We start from the raw sequence: 16,625 nt of genomic DNA, 5'->3' as shown, positions 1-16,625 counted from the left end.
CCTTGCTAGCCTTGTTTCCATGGACACCGGCCGCTTTCCCGTCATCAGCAGAGGTGACGTCCGTGCCGCGGTGCTCTACATGGCCGTGGTTGTGGTGCTGTACCTCTCCGGGGTCGCCAACCAGCCGTTGCTCAGTGGTGTATTCGAGGCGACACCCTGGCCGCCTGTTGTTTCACTGGTGTTGATGCTGACCGGTGCGCTGTGCACCCTGTTCCGGTCCTCACGTCCCGGACTGCTTCTCGTGGTGGTTGTTCCCGTGAGCGTGCTGGAGCTCCTCGGCGGTCACCAGGTCAGTGCCTACATCCTTCTCGTGGAAGGGCTGTGGGCACCGGTGGCGAGGGGCAATGCACGATCCGCGGGATCTGCCACCGTCGCGGGAGTGGTCGTCGGCGCCGTGATGGGGGTGACGATGGTGGTGAGCTGGGGCGACACCGTTGCTCTGGGGACTGCGGTGGTCGTTGGGGCGATGATCATCGTCGTCACCGTGTTCACCCCCCTGGCCTGGGGATGGGAGGTACGACACCACAAGGTGGCCCAGGAGGCGGCCGAAGAACTCGCCCGTACTGAACACGAACTCGCCGGTGAACGCGCCGCCCGCGAGGTCGAGTCGGACCGGTTACGGATCGCCCAGGACCTGCACGACGTGGTGGCGGGGCATCTGACGGCAGTCTCCCTGCACACGAGTCTTGCTCTGGGCCTGGATGAACCCGCGGCACGGGCGCGGTCCCTCGAAACCGCCAGGGACAGTGCGGAGGCGGCGTTGGGCGACCTCCGTGATGTGATCGGCGTGTTGGCGGGGCCCGGGCCCACGGCGGGACGGCAGGCGGCATCCACGGTGCCGACGCTGAACTGGGAGATCTTCCGACAGCGTCTGGGGGAGGAGGCTGTCGTCGAGACCGACCCGCAGGTCGACGACCCCGCGATCGTGCCGACCAGCGTCCGGTCCGTTCTCCTGCATATCTGCGCGGAGGCCGTCACCAACGCCGTGCGGCACGGCACCTCACCACGCTCTCTGCGCGTGGTCGTCCACTCCGGTCGGGTGGAACTGGACTGCCGGAACCGTTGTCTGTTCCCGGCACAGACAGGACCGGCACAGTCAACCACACTCGGACTACGGACCATGGACAACCGTGCACGCGCGCTCGGGGGCGAGGTCGTCGCCGGTACCTGCGGTGAGCGCCCCGACACCTGGATGGTCCAGGCACGCCTGCCGTTGCACACGACCGGACATGGGGTGCCGTGATGCCCAGTGCGCCGATCCGGGTCGTCGTCGCAGACGACCAGGAAGCCTTCCGGGCGGGGATCGTCACCCTCGTCGATTCCGCTCCCGACATGACCGTGGTCGGCGAGGCCGACGACGGCCCGTCCACGGTGGAGATCGCGACCCGGGTACGTCCGGACGTCGTCCTGACCGACGTGCGGATGCCCGGCGCGAGCGGAATCGAGATCACCCCCGCCCTGCGCTCCACCGGGTGCAGGGTCCTGGCGATCTCCGCCTTCGGGCTCGACGGCGACGTCCTCGACGCCATCAGCGCAGGTGCCGACGGATACCTGGTGAAGACGGAACGTCCGGCCAACATCCTTGCTGCAGTGCGGTCCGTGGCCCAGGGAGACGCCGCACTGTCCAACGAGACCACCACCGCCGTGCTCACCGCGCTCCGGCAACGCGCAGAGCCCGCTCAGGGGTCGAACCCCGGGGATGACCACGTGAACGTCCACCTCACGGGGAGGGAAGAAGAGGTCCTGGACCTGGTGGCCGCCGGGCTGTCCAACCACCAGATCGCCACGGAGCTCTACATCAGCGAAACGACGGTGAAAACCCACCTCGGCAACCTGTTCGCCAAGATCGGTGCGGCCTCGCGTCTCCAAGCTGCCCTGTGGCACCGGGAACACCGGGTACAGTGACCCTGGTGAGTGAATACGCAGACGTCAGCGCCGTCACCCCGTGCGGCGACCACCTCTGGACCGCCGAGATCGATCCCGGCTGGACCATCCTGGGTAACCCCAACGGCGGCTACCTGCAGACGATCATGGCCCGGGCAGCGGTGGCGGACGCCGAGGAATCGACGGACGAGGCCACCCACCCCCATACTGTCGCCGCCTCCACCCATTTCCTGCGGTCACCACGTCCTGGGCGAGTGGAACTGACGTCCGAACTGATGCGCGCCGGGCGGACCACGACCCAGGTCCGTGTCCGGATGAGCCAGAACGGTCAGATCACCGGTGAGTCGCTGTTCACCCTCGGAACGCTGACGGAGGCCGACATCGACTGGTCCACTCGGAACCTCCCGGATCCCGGGGCGCCGTTCGCCGACTGCACGCGGTTCACTCCACCCCGCGAACAGTTCCCCGTCGAGATCTTCCACCATGCCGGACTGCACCTGCACCCCGGTCAGACTGCTCTCACAGAAGGAAAACCCCGTGGCCTCGGCGAAGTCAGAGCCTGGGTTGAGCTGCCGGACGGAGAAGACTTCACCCCGGAATCACTGCTACTCGCTGCCGACCTCCTGCCACCGGCACCGTTCGACGTCAAACCGGGCGGATGGGTGCCGACGATTGAACTGTCGACCTACATCCGCGCGGTACCTGTACCCGGACCGGTGAACGTCCTGTTGACGGCCAACCTCATCCAGGGCGACCGGGTCGACGAGTCGGCGACCGTCTGGGATTCGGAGGGCAACCTCGTCGCCCAGTCCCATCAGTTCGCCGGCATCCGGTTCAGCTGACGGGGGGCTACCGACCATGAAGTACACCCACGGGCACGGCCCGGCGGCCCTCGCCAACCACGTGACACGCACTGCGCAGGACTCGGTGGCGTTCGTCCTCCCGTACCTCCACCGCGACTCCCGCGTTCTCGACGTGGGGTGCGGCCCTGGCTCGATCACCCTGGACCTTGCCGCCGTCATCGCCGGTGAGGGCGGTGCGGCGTCCCAGGTCATCGGTGTCGAGAACACCCCGGCACCCGTGGAAGCGGCTCAGCAGCTGGCGCATCAGCGCGGAATCGGTGCAGTGTTCATGACCGGTGACGCCCGGGCACTGCCGTTCCCGGACGGCACCTTCGATGTCGTCGTCGCCCACCAGGTGCTGCAGCACCTGGGCGACCCGGTCGCTGCGCTCCGCGAGTTCGCACGCGTCACCGCACCCGGCGGTGTCGTCGCGGTACGGGACGCCGACTACGACGCTATGTTCTTCCATCCGCAGCCGGCGGGACTGCTCGACTGGCAGCGGGACTACCGGCGTCGGGCACGTGCCAACGGGGGAGAACCCGATGCGGGGCGGTATCTGCTGCAGTGGGCACGTGCCGCGGGCTTCGGGGCCGGACAGCTCACTTACAGCACGACGACGTGGCAGTACAGCTCCGGGACGGGTGCCTCGTGGCTGGCGGACAACTGGATCCGCCGCACCCGCGACTCCGATGCCGTCACGGCGGAGGCGACCGACCGCATCTGTGCCGGGTGGAGGACGTGGAGCGAGGATGCCGCCGCGGTGTTCGTGATGCCGCACGGCGAGTTGTTGATCCGGGTGTGACCTGATGGAAGACTGGTGCCATGAGTAACCAGCAGCCCTACCGGCAGGACCCGAACCGTGGCTACGGTCAGCAGTACGAGCCGACGCGGCAGTATGCGCCTCAGCAACCGCAGCAGAACCAGGGCTACCGGCAGCAGTCCAGTTCACAGCAGCCGCCCCGGAACCAGCCCGAGAACCTGCTGGCCGGACGGTTCGACACGAAGAAGGTCGTCATCAACCTGGTGATCCTCGGTGTCCTCTGTGCGGTGATTTCTTTCGCGGTCCTGTTGGTCGTCGACCTCATCGTCTCCGCCGTGACCGGATGGGCGGCCCAGGGCCCGGGTGCCGCGGTCGTCTACGGGGCGATCGCCGGCATTGTCGGCGTCCTCGCCGGCCTGCTGTACATTCCGGTGGTCGGCACCGGCAACGAGAACCTCTTCGGCGCCGCGATTCTCGCCCTGGCGATCGCCGCGGGCGTGGTGTACGTCCTGCTCGGCGGGCTGCTGGACGGAGACTGGAATACGCTGCTCACCCTCGGCGCGATCCTGTGCACCGCCGGGACGGCCTATGTGGCGCCGACGCGTATCGAGTCCGCCCGTGTGAGGTAGAGGGCAGCAGGGACAGGAGGGGACGATGCCGCGGACGTCAGCTGTAGACGGTGAGATCACCCGGGTGGTACAAGCCACCGGAGTGGCCTGGGACAGCATGGTCCGTGCCTTCGAGGCTGCCGGGGGCGCGACGTCGTCCCATACAGATCTGGCGGCCGCGGTACACCCGCTGATGGTCGGCTCCGGCGTCGACAACCCGGGGTGGTGGGGGCAGGGGGCCACGGTGGCCTACGAGAAGCAGATCGGCCGTCGGGCCACCGGGCAGTCGAGTGCAGGGGACTTCCAGGTAGCGGCGTCACGCACACTGGATGCGGCGACCCCGGGACCGGCAGGCCACGGTCGTCCTGGCGCTGCTCCGTCGAGGACGGAACCTCCCTCGAGGTCGCGGTGGCGCCGAAGAATCCGACGCGGGTAACGGTGACTCTCACCGTCTCCGGAATGGCGTCGGCCGAACAGCGGGAGACGATGCGTGCAGTGCTGAAGGAGATCCTCGCCGACCTGTGACGGGCGTGTACGATATTGCCCACACCGCAGGATGAAGAAAGGCAAACCTTTGACGGTCACGATGCTGGATATCCCTCTGATCGACATCGCCGAGTGGCGCACTGCGCCCGCGGAGCGCCGTGGGGAACTCGCCGCACGTCTGGACCGTGCCATGCAGGACTCCGGGTTCTTCATGGTCAGCGGGCACGGTATCGAGAAGACATGGTCGACCGATCTGCGTGCCGCGGCGGCCGAGTTCTTCCATCTGCCGGACGCCGTCAAGGAAAGGTACCGGACCGTCGTCGGTGGCCGCGGATGGATCCGTACCGGTGATGAAGCCAACGCCTACTACGGTGACGAGGTCGACCCGGACACCGCCGATCTCAAGGAGACACTCACGTTCGGTCGCGAGCACCGCACCGGTGACGAGAACATCGATGCGGTGTACTTCCGTCCCAACGTGTACCCCGGCGAGGTCCCGGCGCTGGAGGAGCTGGTCGTCCGGTGGGCGGACGCAGCCCGTGAGCTCTACCGTGACCTGCTGGAGATGCTCGCCACCGCGCTGGGACTGGACGAGCGCTACTTCGTTGACCGGGCGGAGAGTTCGCCGCACACCTTCAACATCAACCGGTATCCGGCACTGTCGGTTGTCGGACGGGCGAAACAGGGCCAGTACCGGATCGCCCCGCACACGGACTGGGGGATGGTGACGATCCTCGACCGTGAGCCCGGCTACGGCGGACTGCAGGTCCAGACGGTGGACGGGGAGTGGCAGGACGCGCCCTACGTCGAGGGGGCGCTGACGATCAACATCGCCGACCTGCTTGCCCGCTGGACCGGGGACCGCTGGCGGTCGACCCGGCACCGGGTGCTGGCGCCGAGTGAGGACGCGCCCTCCGAGGAGCTGTACAGCATCATCGCCTTCATGGAGCCGGACATGACCCAGGTCGTCGAGCCGCTCGCTCCTCCCGCCGGAGGGGGAGCGGACTATGCGCCGGTACGTGCGGCGGAGTACTTCAGCGAGCGCAATGCGGCGGCGACCGTGAGCTGAGAAGCGAGGTTGCGCGCCGCCCTCAGCGACCGTCGTCGATGGCGCGGTTCAACCGGTCGACCTTCCCGGTGATCTCGCCGTCGTGTCCGGGACGCAGGTCCGCCTTCAGCACGAGTGAGACGCGCGGGGAGTGCTCGCCGACCGCCTCGCAGGCGCGTTTGACCACCGGCATCACCTGGTCCCACTCGCCTTCGACGGTGGTGAACATCGACGTCGTCTCGTGGGGGAGACCGGACTCGCGGACGACCTCGACCGCCTTGGCCACGATGTGGGCCATGGAGCCGTCGGGTTCCGGGGTCGTTGCCGGGGCAATGGAAAACGCGAACAGCATAACGGCAAGCCTACATTCCCAGTGTGTCCAGGGCCTTCCGTAGCCGGTCAACGGTTCCGTCGACGTCGGCGAGCTTGTCGAGGCCGAACAGGCCCAGCCGGAAGGTGGAGAAGTCCTCCGGCTCACCGCACTGCAGCGGTACGCCGCCGGCGACCTGGACGCCGGCCTCCTTGAACTTCGCCCCGGACTTCACGGCCGGGTCGTCGGTGTAGGCCACGACGACACTGGGGGCGGCGAACTCGCCGCTGGAGATCGTGGTGATACCGCGCTCGTTGAGCAGGGCACGGACCTTGGTGCCGAGGTCGATCTGTGCGGCACGCAGGTTCTCCAGCCCGCGGTCACGCGCCTCGACCATGAGCTCGGCGTTGTGCGCCAGCCCGTCGGTCGGCAGTGTGGCGTGGTAGGGGGTACGTCCCTCACCGTATTCGTCGGTGATGAACAACCACTTCCTGAGGTCCACGGCGAAGCTGGTGGAGGTTGAGTTGTTCACGGCGTCGCGCCCTGCCTCGCTGAGCATGACGTATCCGGCGCACGGGGTTCCGCTCCAGCCCTTCTGCGGTGCGCTGACCAGTACGTCGACGCCTGTGTCGGTCATGGAGACCCAGGAGGCGCCGGAGGCGACGCAGTCGAGGACGACCAGTGCGCCGACCTCGTGTGCGGCCTCCGCCATGGCGGTGATGTAGGCGTCGGTGAGCTGGATGCCGGCGGCCGTCTCCACGTGCGGGGCGATGACGACCTCGGGACGCTCACGACGGATCGCGGCGGTGACGTCCTCGATCGGGGCGGGGACCCAGGTGGAGGTCGGTTCGTCGCCCGTCTGCCGGGCCTTGAGCACGGTCACGTCGTCGGTGATCCGGCCGGCGTCGATGATCTGCGACCACCGGAAGGAGAACAACCCGTTGCGGACGATCAGTGTGCGCTTGCCGGTGACGAGCTGCCGGGCGACGGCTTCCATGGCGTAACTGCCCCCGCCGGGGACGACGGCGACGGTGGCAGCGTCGTAGGTCGTGGTCAGGATGTCGCGGATATCCTGCATGACCTTGGTGAACCGGGCCGACATGTGGTTGAGGGACCGGTCGGTGAAGACGACGGAGTACTCGAGCAGTCCGTCGGGGTCGATATCATTGTGTGGGAGGTTCATGCCCTTATTCTCTCACAGAGTGATCTGTCTCTCAGTATGAGGGGTGACATCGGCGTCCGGCCATCGGGCGGGTCAGATGGAGCCGTCTGCGACGACGATCGCGTCGATCTGCACCGAGGCTCCCAAGGGGAGTGCGGCGACCTGCAGGGTGGTGCGGGCGGGGTACGGTTCTGTGAACCACCGGGAGTACTCCTCATTGATGGCTCCGAAGTCGTCGTACGAGGTGAGATAGACGGTGGTCCTCGCTATCTGGGACCAGGCGAGTCCGTTCTCGGTAAGGAGTACACCGAGATTGTCCATCATCAGTGAACATTGCTCACCCACGTCGTCGGAGACGAGTTCGCCGGTCCGCCGGTCCTGACCGATGATCCCTGCTGTGTACGTGATCCCGTTGTGTGTGGTCAGGTGGGAGAACGGTGCCGAAGACTGATGAAGTGCGGAACTGTAGAAGTGGTCCATGGGGATTCAGCTTAGATCCCGGGCGGGGTGCTGCGACGGAAAGCCGTCTACGGCAGAGTGGTGACATGACGATCTACCATATCGCGCACGTTTCTGAGTGGGCTGATGCTCTGCAGGAAGGGGAGTACCGGGTCTCGACGTCTGGCCTGTTGTTGGACGAGACCGGATTTATTCACGCGTCCACAAGGGAGCAGGTCGCGTCGACGGCCGAACGTTTCTACCGTGATGTGACCGCCCCTCTGTGCGTCCTGGTCATCGACGAGGGAGCCGTCCGACGTTCCGGTACCGAGGTCCGTGAGGAGGAGGGCGACGACGGTCAGCGGTACCCGCACATTTACGGAGTATTGAAACCGGACTGGGTTGTCGATGCGCGGCCTGCCCGTTTCGGGGAGGACGGACGGTTCACCTGGTGACTTTGCGCGGGGACACCGGTCACGACGGGGGCGCGGCGCGTACGGTGGACCGGTATGAAGGCTACAGAAGTTCTGCAGGATCTCACCGGCCGTGTGCGCGATGCCGTGGGGGAGATTCCCCGGGGTCTCCCGACAGGCGTCGTCAACGCACACCCGTCGGGCCACCCGAATTCAGTGGCCTGGCTGCTCTGGCACTCCGGCAGAGAACTTGATGTCCAGCTGTCTGGTCTCACCGCCAATGAACAGGTCTGGACGTCGGAGGGGTACGACAGTTCCTCGGGTGTTCACGGGGCAGGCGATTCGATGGGATTCGGACAGTCACCTGCTCAGGCGCGGGAGGTGACTGCCGCTGAGGTCGGTCCGGTCATCGACTATGTGGCTGCCGTCTGTGACGCTGTGGACACCTATCTCTTCACGTTGGGTGACGCTGACCTCGACGCAGTCATCGACGATGCCTGGGATCCGCCAGTCACCAGAGGTGTTCGTCTCATCAGCATCCTGCATGACGCCGTGATACACCTCGGCCAGGCTGCCTATGTGCTGGGTACCGACAGTGAAGGCGTCGAAGACTCACAGTGAGCGTTCGCGGCGCGGGGCAGCGTGCCAGATCATTGAAGTGTCATAATGTATATTATCGGCGAAAAGGGGAAGTCGGCCCGTGGGGTGGGAACGCGGCATGGGTCTGTGGCGTTCTGTCGGGTTCCTGTCGCCCGCGCGTCGACGCTCCGGTGTTGTCTGGCCGGGTCTCGTTGCCGGGGTTGCCTGGGTCGCCGTCAGCCGTCGCACATCCGCGACCGGCGGCCCGTTCATTCGGTGACATCGTGCGATGGTCTGCACGTACCCCGCACGTACGGCAATCGCGGGAAGTCATGGCGGCATCGGTCCCCGCGCAGTGTGGCAAGCCAAGAGGATCAATGCACCTATCAATTCGTCACTGTGACGTAAATGGGGTGGGCTTCCCCTGTGTCGCGACCGTGCCTACAACATGCTCGACAGAATGACCTGGGCGATGCTGAAGTAGATGACCAGGCCGGTCGCGTCCACCAGGGTCGAGACCACCGGCGTCGAGAACACTGCGGGGTCCACCCCGATCTTGCGGGCGATCAGCGGAAGCACACCGCCGACGATGCAGGCCCACGTACAGATCGCCACGATCGTCAATGCCATCACGGCGCCGATGCGCCACTCGTAGAACAACGTGATGAACGGGAAGATCAGCGCGCCGAGGAATATCCCGAGCATGAATCCGACACGGACCTCCCGCCAGATCACCCTCCAGATGTCCCGCGGGCGGACTTCGTCGACGGCAAGTGCACGAACCACCGATGAGGCGGCCTGCGACCCTGCATTGCCACCGGTGCCGGTGATCATCGGCACGAACGTCGCCAGGACAACCACCTTCGCCAGTGTGTCCTCGAAGAACGACATGACGTTGACCGTCAGCACAGCCGTCAGGATCAGGACCAGGAGCCAGACCCCACGTTTGCGGGCCAGGTGGAACACCGTCGCCGTCAGGTACGGCTGCTTCAGCGGTTCCGAACCACCGGAACGGTAGACATCCTCGGTGACCTCCAGTTCCAGGATCTCCATGGCGTCGTCGACGGTGATCACGCCGAGGAACCGTCCCTCGTCATCGACCACGGGCAGCGCGAGCAGGTCGGCCTCCTGCACCAGCCGCGCGGCGACCTCCTGGTCCTCGGTGGCGTTGACGGCATGGGTCTCGACGTTCATCAGCTCGGACACCGGGGTGCCGTCGGCGGCGGTCACCAGTGAGGCGAGATTCACGACGCCGACGAGCTGTCGCGTGGAATCCGTGACAGCCAGGACCGCAATATCGCGGTTCCTCAGTTCACGGCCACGCAGTTTCTTCAGGGCCTGTTCCCTGCTGTTGCCGACGTCGATGACCGTGGGGACGGGCGTCATGACACGCCCTGCCGACTCGTTCGGGTACCCGAGCAGTTCGGCGGTGATCTTCCTGCGCTCGGCGGGCAAGTCAGCCATCATGCGGGCGGCGACCGCTGCGGGCATCTCCCCGAGCAGCTGCGCCCGGTCATCGTCGGGCAGGTTGAGCAGGAGATCGGCGAACCGCGCCTCCCTCAGGCCGGTCAACAGCTCTGCCTGGTGGACGACGTCCAGATACTCGAACACCTGGATGGCGCGGTCCTTGTCGAGGAGCCGGAACATCACCGCCTGCTCGTCGCTTCCCCGTCGGGACATTTCGTCGGCGACGGCAACGGTCGAGAGGCCGTTGAGCTCGGCCTGCAGAGCGGCCACGTCCTGGCGTTCCAGAAGGCCGGTGATGTCGTGTCCCACGGGGACCTCCTGAGATCTGTGACGGTGACTGCTATGTACGGTACCGCTCGTCCCGGTACAGTTTCAGCAACTGCCAGGACGTGACGCCGATGAAGAGTACACAGACGGCGGCGAAGATGTACCCGAGGGTCCCGCCGGTGAACGCCATGAAGGCGGTGGCCGCGATCAGTGCGGCGAGCCGGATCCACCGGGTGAAGACCATGACGTCTCTGTCCATGGTGATGTCCTCTCGAAGGTCAGCTCTGGAGGCCGAAGACCAGCAGCAGGTCCACGGTGCCCTCGTCGGCGATCTGTGACGCGACGAACTCCGGGGTGACGATACCGAAGTCTTCCCGCTTGACCGGTACCTGGCCTTCCACGATGACGTTCTCCCCTGTCCTGAGCACCCTCAGGTCGGTGGACACCTCGTTGGTCTGGCCGTGCATGGTGAGTTCGCCCGTCACGGTTACCGTGTCGACACTACCGTCCTCGGGGAGGGACGACAGGTCCACGGGGTCGGTGATACTGAAGACGGCGTCGGGGTACCGGTCTGTGTGCAGGATGTTGTCCCGCACGTGGATGTCGCGCTTCTCGATGTCAGACTCGATGCTGGCGACATCGACGGTGACCCGGCCCTCCTCCAGGATTCCGTCCGTCACCACGAGTGAACCGTGGACGGAGGATGTCCTGCCTGAGGTTGACTTCTCCTGACCTGGCAACACCTCGTCGAACGTGTAGCCCGCTTCGGTGGAGTTCTCCCCCGCTCCGGCGACAATGTCCCAGTGGCCGTCCAGCCCCACCGAGGCAGGCTCACCGCTTCCGTCGGCGATGGATGCGGTCTGCAGGCCCTCACTGGTGAGAAGTCTGTACACCGGGGGGCCGACGATGGCGATGGCCAGAGCGACGACCGCGACAACTACCAGCGTGACAATACCTTTCCGCATGTCTGTCCATGCTAGCCGTCTGTCGCCCGCAGCCCTATTCGCTTCTCCCCCGGACCCCCTCCGCATCCCGGGCGAGGGTGACCAGCTCCTGGCAGAGTTCGAGGACGCTGTCCGTCGGTTCGCCGTCGGACACCGCCGCGTGAATGTCCTCGGCGGCGCACCGGACCTCGAAGAGTCGGTCGGTGAGTTCATCCGCTGTGGCCCTGGGCAGGATCACCGAGTCTGCGGGGATGGTCGTGTCCTTCAACGACTGGCGTTGTTCGTAGGCTCGCTGGCGGCAGGACTGGCTGCAGTAGCGGCGCCGGCGCCCGGGTCCCTCCTGGATGATCTCACGGTTGCACCATTCGCACCGCTGGGGTGAGGACCGGTGGGTGTCAGGGGCGTGATCGCTCATGTCGTCCATCATTGCACCTCTGCTGTAGAGTGATGTGGTTGAGCTTTGTGGTGTCGCCCGGGAATTATCCGGGCGTCTCGTCCGTTGTACCGGAGGAATGATCCACCACGTCCGCATGATGAGAAGGGTGATGCACCGATGGCAGATCGCGTACTGCGTGGCAGTCGTATGGGAGCGGTGTCCTACGAGACCGACCGTGACCACGACCTGGCTCCCCGCCAGATGACCAAATACCAGACTGAGTCCGGTGAGATCTTCGAGGTAGCCTTCGCCAATGACGCGGAGATCCCCAGCGAGTGGATGTGCAAGAACGGCCAGCTCGGCCAGCTCATTGAAGGCGTCGGGCAGGACGCCAAGCCGCAGAAGCCGGCACGTACCCACTGGGACATGCTGCGTGAGCGCCGCTCGCTCGAGGAACTGGACGTGCTTCTCGAGGAGCGCATCGAACTGCTGCGCAAGCGTCGTCGCACCGCGATGAAGCTGATGAAGGAGCAGGCGGCGAACTCCTGAGTCCTTCGGCGATGACCTGGTAGAAGCCCTCTGGCAGTGCCGGAGGGTTTCTATTTTTCTTTCTTTCGATTCGATCATAAGTTCGATGCTTGTTTAGTTGCATCATTCTGTGTCCGCATGGTTCGGTAGTATGTTCGACATGGATGACACCGCGTCACAGCCTGCTCCCCCACCTCCCGAGCACGACCCTCCACAGGCGAGGCCGGGGCACCCCGATCTCGTGTTTGTTTCCGGAATCCTCATTGACTGGGGTGAGCTGTACGAACCCTCGTTCACGTTCCGACAGTGGTCGATCGAGACGTCGACGGACACTGCCGCCGTCGCAGTCAGAAGGATGAACCGTGCGATGATCGAGATCGCCGTCCAGTGCGTTCCTCAGGGCGCCGTCGATGTTGTGGCCCATCACGCGCGCCTTCAGTCCAGGCTGTCGCTGACGCGGTGCAGGGCTGAAACCTACACGGACATCGGGTTACTGTGCGCCCGCATGCCCCGGCTCAAGGCTCACCTGCTCCGGGGGATGCTGAGCTTCGACCATCTCCGGGTATTGGCGCGTAGCGCAGACGGTATCCGGCCTGACGACACCGACGCAGCGGAGGAGGCCCTGATTACCGTCCTCACTCCCCGACGGGACAGGCAGGTGATGCCGGGGCCGCGCGCGATGGTGAAGAAGATTCTCAAGGCGATGCACAGGATCGATGAACTCGCGCGTCCCGTCGACCACACGGATCCTGAACCACCACCCGTCAGTTGTGCGGAGATGATAGGAACGACGGGGTCGGCCCTGACCTCCGACGCTGTCGGGCCACCCGCCGGTGTCGATCCCCGCGACTGTGGTACACCCACCCGACGCGTCAGTGTCGACACCTATGACCCCTGCGCCACCGTAGTCACCGCAACGCTCCCGCCTGAGGAAGCTGAGGAGGTCGTCGCCGTCCTCGACGCGGTCTGCCGTGAAATGTCCTGTTCACGCGCAGACGGCCTGCTTCATCTGGTCCGCGGTACCGCCGATGTCAGCGTGACCCTGAACATCTACCGCGAGATCAACAGCAAGGTTGCTGCGACATCAGGCGGGCACTGGCTCGACGCCGTCGCGACCGACGCATTCATGGAGCGCGTCACCCACCTCCGGATTCCCGGCCACGAAGCCACGGACACCTATACACCCACCAGGAGGATGGTGGAGTTCCTGGAAGGCGTGTACACCAGTTGTACCTTCCCCGGGTGCGAGGTACCCGCAGCGAAATGCGATATCGACCACGTGCGTCGCTACAACCACGGGGATCCGGACTCCGGCGGGCCGACCGACACCGGGAACCTCCATCCCCTGTGCCGTTCCCACCATCTCCTCAAGACACTCGGCTGGGTCGACGCCACCAAGGCCGGTGACGGCTCGGTGATGTGGTCGAGCGTCGACGACGGGCACACCTATGTCACCGAACCGACGGGGCCTCTCGCCGGATTCGCGAGAACCAGCTTTGCCACCCTGGCGAGCAGGCGCTACAGGACGGTACGGGAGCACAATGAGAGACGAAAGGCAGTACGTGCATCCCAGCAGGCGGTACTCACCGCGGCACGCAGAGCGAGCACGGAAGAGGTGCCGTTCTAGCGACCGATCTTCTGCCTGACCGAATCCCTGCCCAACCGCCAGAACGCCCCGGCAAGAGTGCTGATCTGGGCGGCACGGTGGCGGATCCCCCACGCCGTCACGACCATCAGACTGTCCTTGACGAAACTGCCCGCCAGCTTGGACTCCCCGATCTCCCGCTCGGTGAAGGTGATCGGTACCTCGTCGACGGCGAAACCGCCCTGGACCGCCCGGAAGGCGAGGTCGACCTGGAAGATGTAACCGGCGTTCGACAACTCGTCGAGGTCCAGCGACTCCACCAGCGACCGGCGGTAGGCGCGGTAACCGGCGGTCATGTCGGAGAGCCCGCCGCCGAGGGCGATGGAGATGTAGATGTTCCCCGCCTTGGACAGGAACCACCGGTTCCACGGCCAGTTGACGACCTTTCCGCCGGGAACGTAACGCGACCCGACGACGAGATCCGACCCTGCGTCGACCTGCTCCAGCAACCGGTCCAGCTGCTCCGGGGCATGGGAACCGTCGGCGTCCATCTCGCACAGCACCTGGTAGTCATGCTCGAGCCCCCACCGGAAGCCGGCGACATAGGCACCGCACAGGCCGCCCTTCCCCTCACGGTGGAGGACGTTGATGTGCCCGTCGCCGGCGGCGAGTTCGTCGGCGAGTTCTCCGGTGCCGTCCGGACTGTTGTCGTCGACGATGAGGATGTCCACGCGGTCAGGCTCTGCCGCACGGAGGCGACCCACGATGAGCGGGAGATTCTCCAACTCCTCGTAGGTCGGGATGATGACCAGGGTGCGGTCACTGGGGTTCGTCGAATGTCCCGTAGCCAACCTCTGCCTACCTCTTCTTCTGCCGGAAATTCTTCTGCCGGAAACCTGTATAAAGCACGAATGCTACGCCAACGGCGGCGAGGATCCACTCTCCGACGGGGCCGATGCGTGCCGACAACGTCTCAGTATCGCGCACCGGAACGTCCTCCTGCAAAAGACCCGCACGGGAAATCTCCGTCCGGTCCATCACAGCGCCCTCCGGTGACACGATCGCCGAGACCCCTGAGGTCGCAGCGACAATAACGGACCGGTCGTACTCGATCGCCCGCATCCGGCTGATCGCCAGCTGCTGGAACGTCATGTCGGTGAACCCGAAGGTCGCGTTGTTCGTCGGACTGGCGAAGAGCGTGGCCCCGGCGCGCACCGCATCACGGAACGCGCCGTCGAAGCTCACCTCGTAGCAGGTCGCCACACCGACCCGCACGCCGTCCATGTCCACCACGCCGTCGCCGTCGCCGGGCTTGAAGTCACCCGCCATGTCCACGTACGGGCTGACGTGGCGCAACAGGTCACGGTAGGGCATGTACTCGCCGAAGGGCTGGAGGAACTTCTTCACGTGCTGGTCGCCGGCACCGGTCTCGGGATCCCACACCACGGCGGTGTTCCGGGACCCTTCCTCGTCGCGGGTGAGTGTCCCCACCAGCAGGGGTGCCCCGACGGCCTTCGCGGCGGCGCTGATCTGCTCGGCGGCGCTCTCGTTGACGAAGGGGTTGATGTCCGAGGCGTTCTCCGGCCAGATCACCAGGTCCGGGCGCGGTCGCTCCCCCCGGTCGATCTCCTCGGCGAGTGCGAAGGTCTGCGTGAGGTGGTTGTTCAGTACGGCGCTGCGCTGGGAGTTGAAGTCCAGCCCGAGCCGTGGAACGTTGCCCTGTACGGCGACGACGTTGAGGGTCTCGTCGACGTCACCTCCCCACGAGGTCGGGACAGCGCCCAGGACGAGTCCACCGCCCACGGTCACGGCCACGGCGGAGGCCGTGGTGACGTAGCGGCGGCGCGTCAGCAGCGCGAGCGCCACACCGGTGAGTACCACCGCGAAGGTGACCAGGGCAGGCCCGGCCACCGTCGACCACTCTGCCAGCGGCCCGGTGATCTGGCCCCACGCGACCCGGGCCCATCCGAATCCACCGAAGGGCCATGAGGCGCGGAGCCACTCCGTGGCCACGAACCAGGCAGGCACCGTCACGAGCAGAAGGGCCGATCGGCCGTGACGTTTACGGCCGCCCCTGTCCCACGCCCGTGCCACGACGCAGATCAGTCCCAGGCCCAGCCCGAAGAGCAGGCTGTAAAGGGATTCGAGGAGGGACAGCCCGATCCACGCGATGGCACCGACGTACTCGCCGACCCAGGGCAACAGGAACAGGAAGCACACCAGGCCCTGGACCCAGCTGAGCCACATCACCCACCGTCGGACGTTACGGGGCCCGGTCGCGTCCGTGGGAGCGCCTGACACCGCGCGGTCCACCGCGATGAAGAAGAGCGCGAAGCCCAGTGGGGCCGCCCACCACAGACCGGTGGGCTGGTAGGAGGCGAACTGGGCCACCCCGGCGGCCGCTGCAGCGGCCGTCAGCAGGAGGAAACGGATCACGCCCTGTCGTCCCTGCTGTCATCCCTGTCGTCGAACTCGTCGGTGCGGTGGTCGATGACCTCGCCCCATCCGTCCACGTCCCGGGTCTGCGGCATGCTCACACCGGAGACGGTCGTGAAGGACGCGCCGCCGAAACTGGTGATCCTGCGGCGCAGCGCGCCGCCCAGCCCGCGACGCACCAGCGAGCGGGTCGGCGGCAGGAGCAGGACGATGCCGAGCACGGCGGTGACCAGTCCGGGCAGGGCGACGAGGACGGCACCGACGGCGCTCAACGCGGCGTCGGCGGTGAGCCGGCCCGGGTGTGCCCGGTCGGTCATCGACCGCCGGACAAGTTCACGGAACTGCCACCCGGCGAGCAGCATGCCGCCGATGAACGTCGCCAGGACCAGCAGGACCGTCCACCCGAACCCGATCCACTTCCCGACCAGGAAGAACACGAGGATTTCGGCGACGATGTACAGCAGGGGCAGCAGTCTGGGCATACTCCCCACC

Annotated in this window: 21 protein-coding genes; 11 read left to right on the top strand and 10 right to left on the bottom strand. The window is 66.0% G+C overall.

Annotated features, from left to right (window positions below; translation table 11 throughout):
- Positions 1-19: 19 nt before the first annotated feature.
- The 7 genes from PQI66_RS02950 to PQI66_RS02920 all read left to right on the top strand — a co-directional run bounded on the left by PQI66_RS02950 (position 20) and on the right by PQI66_RS02920 (position 5,649).
- Complete coding sequence (locus tag PQI66_RS02950) at positions 20-1,243, top strand: sensor histidine kinase (RefSeq protein WP_339995865.1); 1,224 nt, start codon at positions 20-22, stop codon at positions 1,241-1,243.
- Positions 1,243-1,905 carry a response regulator transcription factor gene (locus PQI66_RS02945; RefSeq protein WP_339995863.1) on the top strand — a complete coding sequence of 221 codons (663 nt, stop codon included), beginning with the start codon at positions 1,243-1,245 and terminating at the stop codon, positions 1,903-1,905. Before PQI66_RS02950 ends, PQI66_RS02945 begins: the two co-directional genes overlap by 1 nt.
- A gap of 5 nt (positions 1,906-1,910) precedes the next feature.
- Complete coding sequence (locus tag PQI66_RS02940; protein WP_339995862.1) at positions 1,911-2,726, top strand: thioesterase family protein; 816 nt, start codon at positions 1,911-1,913, stop codon at positions 2,724-2,726.
- A 16-nt stretch (positions 2,727-2,742) separates the two neighbouring features.
- Positions 2,743-3,528, top strand: a complete 786-nt coding sequence (locus PQI66_RS02935; protein ID WP_339995860.1) for a class I SAM-dependent methyltransferase — start codon at positions 2,743-2,745, stop codon at positions 3,526-3,528.
- 20 nt (positions 3,529-3,548) lie between these two features.
- Positions 3,549-4,115: a hypothetical protein gene (locus tag PQI66_RS02930; RefSeq protein WP_339995858.1), complete on the top strand. Its 567-nt coding sequence runs from the start codon at positions 3,549-3,551 to the stop codon at positions 4,113-4,115.
- Positions 4,116-4,140: 25 nt separating this feature from the next.
- Entirely contained in the window at positions 4,141-4,530 is a 390-nt protein-coding gene (locus PQI66_RS02925) for a hypothetical protein (RefSeq protein ID WP_339995857.1), read from the top strand.
- Between the two features lie 150 nt (positions 4,531-4,680).
- On the top strand, positions 4,681-5,649 hold the full coding sequence (locus tag PQI66_RS02920) for an isopenicillin N synthase family dioxygenase (RefSeq protein ID WP_339995856.1): 969 nt from the start codon (positions 4,681-4,683) through the stop codon (positions 5,647-5,649).
- A gap of 22 nt (positions 5,650-5,671) precedes the next feature.
- On the opposite strand, the gene PQI66_RS02915 is transcribed toward PQI66_RS02920, so the two are convergent.
- The 3 genes from PQI66_RS02915 to PQI66_RS02905 form a co-directional block, all read right to left on the bottom strand.
- Positions 5,672-5,980, bottom strand: a complete 309-nt coding sequence (locus PQI66_RS02915; RefSeq protein WP_339995854.1) for a thiamine-binding protein — start codon at positions 5,978-5,980, stop codon at positions 5,672-5,674.
- Between the two features lie 10 nt (positions 5,981-5,990).
- On the bottom strand, positions 5,991-7,121 hold the full coding sequence (locus PQI66_RS02910; RefSeq protein WP_339995852.1) for an aminotransferase class V-fold PLP-dependent enzyme: 1,131 nt from the start codon (positions 7,119-7,121) through the stop codon (positions 5,991-5,993).
- 72 nt (positions 7,122-7,193) lie between these two features.
- Entirely contained in the window at positions 7,194-7,580 is a 387-nt protein-coding gene (locus PQI66_RS02905) for a RidA family protein (RefSeq protein ID WP_339995851.1), read from the bottom strand.
- 65 nt (positions 7,581-7,645) lie between these two features.
- On the opposite strand from PQI66_RS02905, the gene PQI66_RS02900 reads away from it, so the two are divergent.
- Together PQI66_RS02900 and PQI66_RS02895 are read left to right on the top strand one after the other, a co-directional pair.
- Positions 7,646-7,993 (top strand): DUF952 domain-containing protein, encoded by a 348-nt coding sequence (locus PQI66_RS02900; protein ID WP_339995850.1) that lies wholly within the window; start codon positions 7,646-7,648, stop codon positions 7,991-7,993.
- Positions 7,994-8,047: 54 nt separating this feature from the next.
- Positions 8,048-8,572, top strand: a complete 525-nt coding sequence (locus PQI66_RS02895; protein WP_339995849.1) for a mycothiol transferase — start codon at positions 8,048-8,050, stop codon at positions 8,570-8,572.
- A 399-nt stretch (positions 8,573-8,971) separates the two neighbouring features.
- On the opposite strand, the gene mgtE is transcribed toward PQI66_RS02895, so the two are convergent.
- The 4 genes from mgtE to PQI66_RS02875 are packed head-to-tail and all read right to left on the bottom strand — an operon-like array spanning position 8,972 to position 11,623.
- Positions 8,972-10,306, bottom strand: coding sequence for a magnesium transporter (gene mgtE, locus PQI66_RS02890; RefSeq protein WP_339995848.1), 1,335 nt, complete (start codon positions 10,304-10,306; stop codon positions 8,972-8,974).
- Between the two features lie 31 nt (positions 10,307-10,337).
- Complete coding sequence (locus PQI66_RS02885; RefSeq protein WP_339995847.1) at positions 10,338-10,523, bottom strand: hypothetical protein; 186 nt, start codon at positions 10,521-10,523, stop codon at positions 10,338-10,340.
- A gap of 19 nt (positions 10,524-10,542) precedes the next feature.
- Positions 10,543-11,229 (bottom strand): YceI family protein, encoded by a 687-nt coding sequence (locus PQI66_RS02880; protein WP_339995846.1) that lies wholly within the window; start codon positions 11,227-11,229, stop codon positions 10,543-10,545.
- A 34-nt stretch (positions 11,230-11,263) separates the two neighbouring features.
- Positions 11,264-11,623 carry a hypothetical protein gene (locus tag PQI66_RS02875; RefSeq protein WP_339995845.1) on the bottom strand — a complete coding sequence of 120 codons (360 nt, stop codon included), beginning with the start codon at positions 11,621-11,623 and terminating at the stop codon, positions 11,264-11,266.
- A gap of 138 nt (positions 11,624-11,761) precedes the next feature.
- Here PQI66_RS02875 and PQI66_RS02870 point away from each other — a divergent pair, with 138 nt between their 5' ends.
- Positions 11,762-12,133 carry an RNA polymerase-binding protein RbpA gene (locus tag PQI66_RS02870; protein WP_038548667.1) on the top strand — a complete coding sequence of 124 codons (372 nt, stop codon included), beginning with the start codon at positions 11,762-11,764 and terminating at the stop codon, positions 12,131-12,133.
- A gap of 484 nt (positions 12,134-12,617) precedes the next feature.
- A complete protein-coding gene (locus PQI66_RS02865; RefSeq protein WP_339995844.1) occupies positions 12,618-13,739 on the top strand; it encodes an HNH endonuclease signature motif containing protein in 1,122 nt (373 codons plus the stop codon).
- Here the strand turns inward: PQI66_RS02865 and PQI66_RS02860 are convergent.
- The 3 genes from PQI66_RS02860 to PQI66_RS02850 are packed head-to-tail and all read right to left on the bottom strand — an operon-like array spanning position 13,736 to position 16,615.
- The gene (locus PQI66_RS02860) at positions 13,736-14,548 is read right to left on the bottom strand and encodes a polyprenol monophosphomannose synthase (protein WP_339995843.1); all 813 of its coding nucleotides are present in this window, start codon (positions 14,546-14,548) and stop codon (positions 13,736-13,738) included. The genes PQI66_RS02865 and PQI66_RS02860 overlap by 4 nt on opposite strands.
- 7 nt (positions 14,549-14,555) lie before the next feature.
- Positions 14,556-16,133, bottom strand: coding sequence for an apolipoprotein N-acyltransferase (gene lnt / locus PQI66_RS02855; protein WP_339995842.1), 1,578 nt, complete (start codon positions 16,131-16,133; stop codon positions 14,556-14,558).
- A complete protein-coding gene (locus PQI66_RS02850; RefSeq protein WP_339995841.1) occupies positions 16,130-16,615 on the bottom strand; it encodes an FxsA family protein in 486 nt (161 codons plus the stop codon). The genes lnt and PQI66_RS02850 overlap by 4 nt, the downstream gene beginning before the upstream one ends.
- Between the last annotated feature and the right edge of the window lie 10 nt (positions 16,616-16,625).

The organism is Corynebacterium sp. USCH3 (genome assembly GCF_037619475.1).
GTDB lineage: Bacteria > Actinomycetota > Actinomycetes > Mycobacteriales > Mycobacteriaceae > Corynebacterium.
Note: the sequence above shows the minus strand (reverse complement) of the source record. Positions and strands in the feature narration are given on the sequence as shown.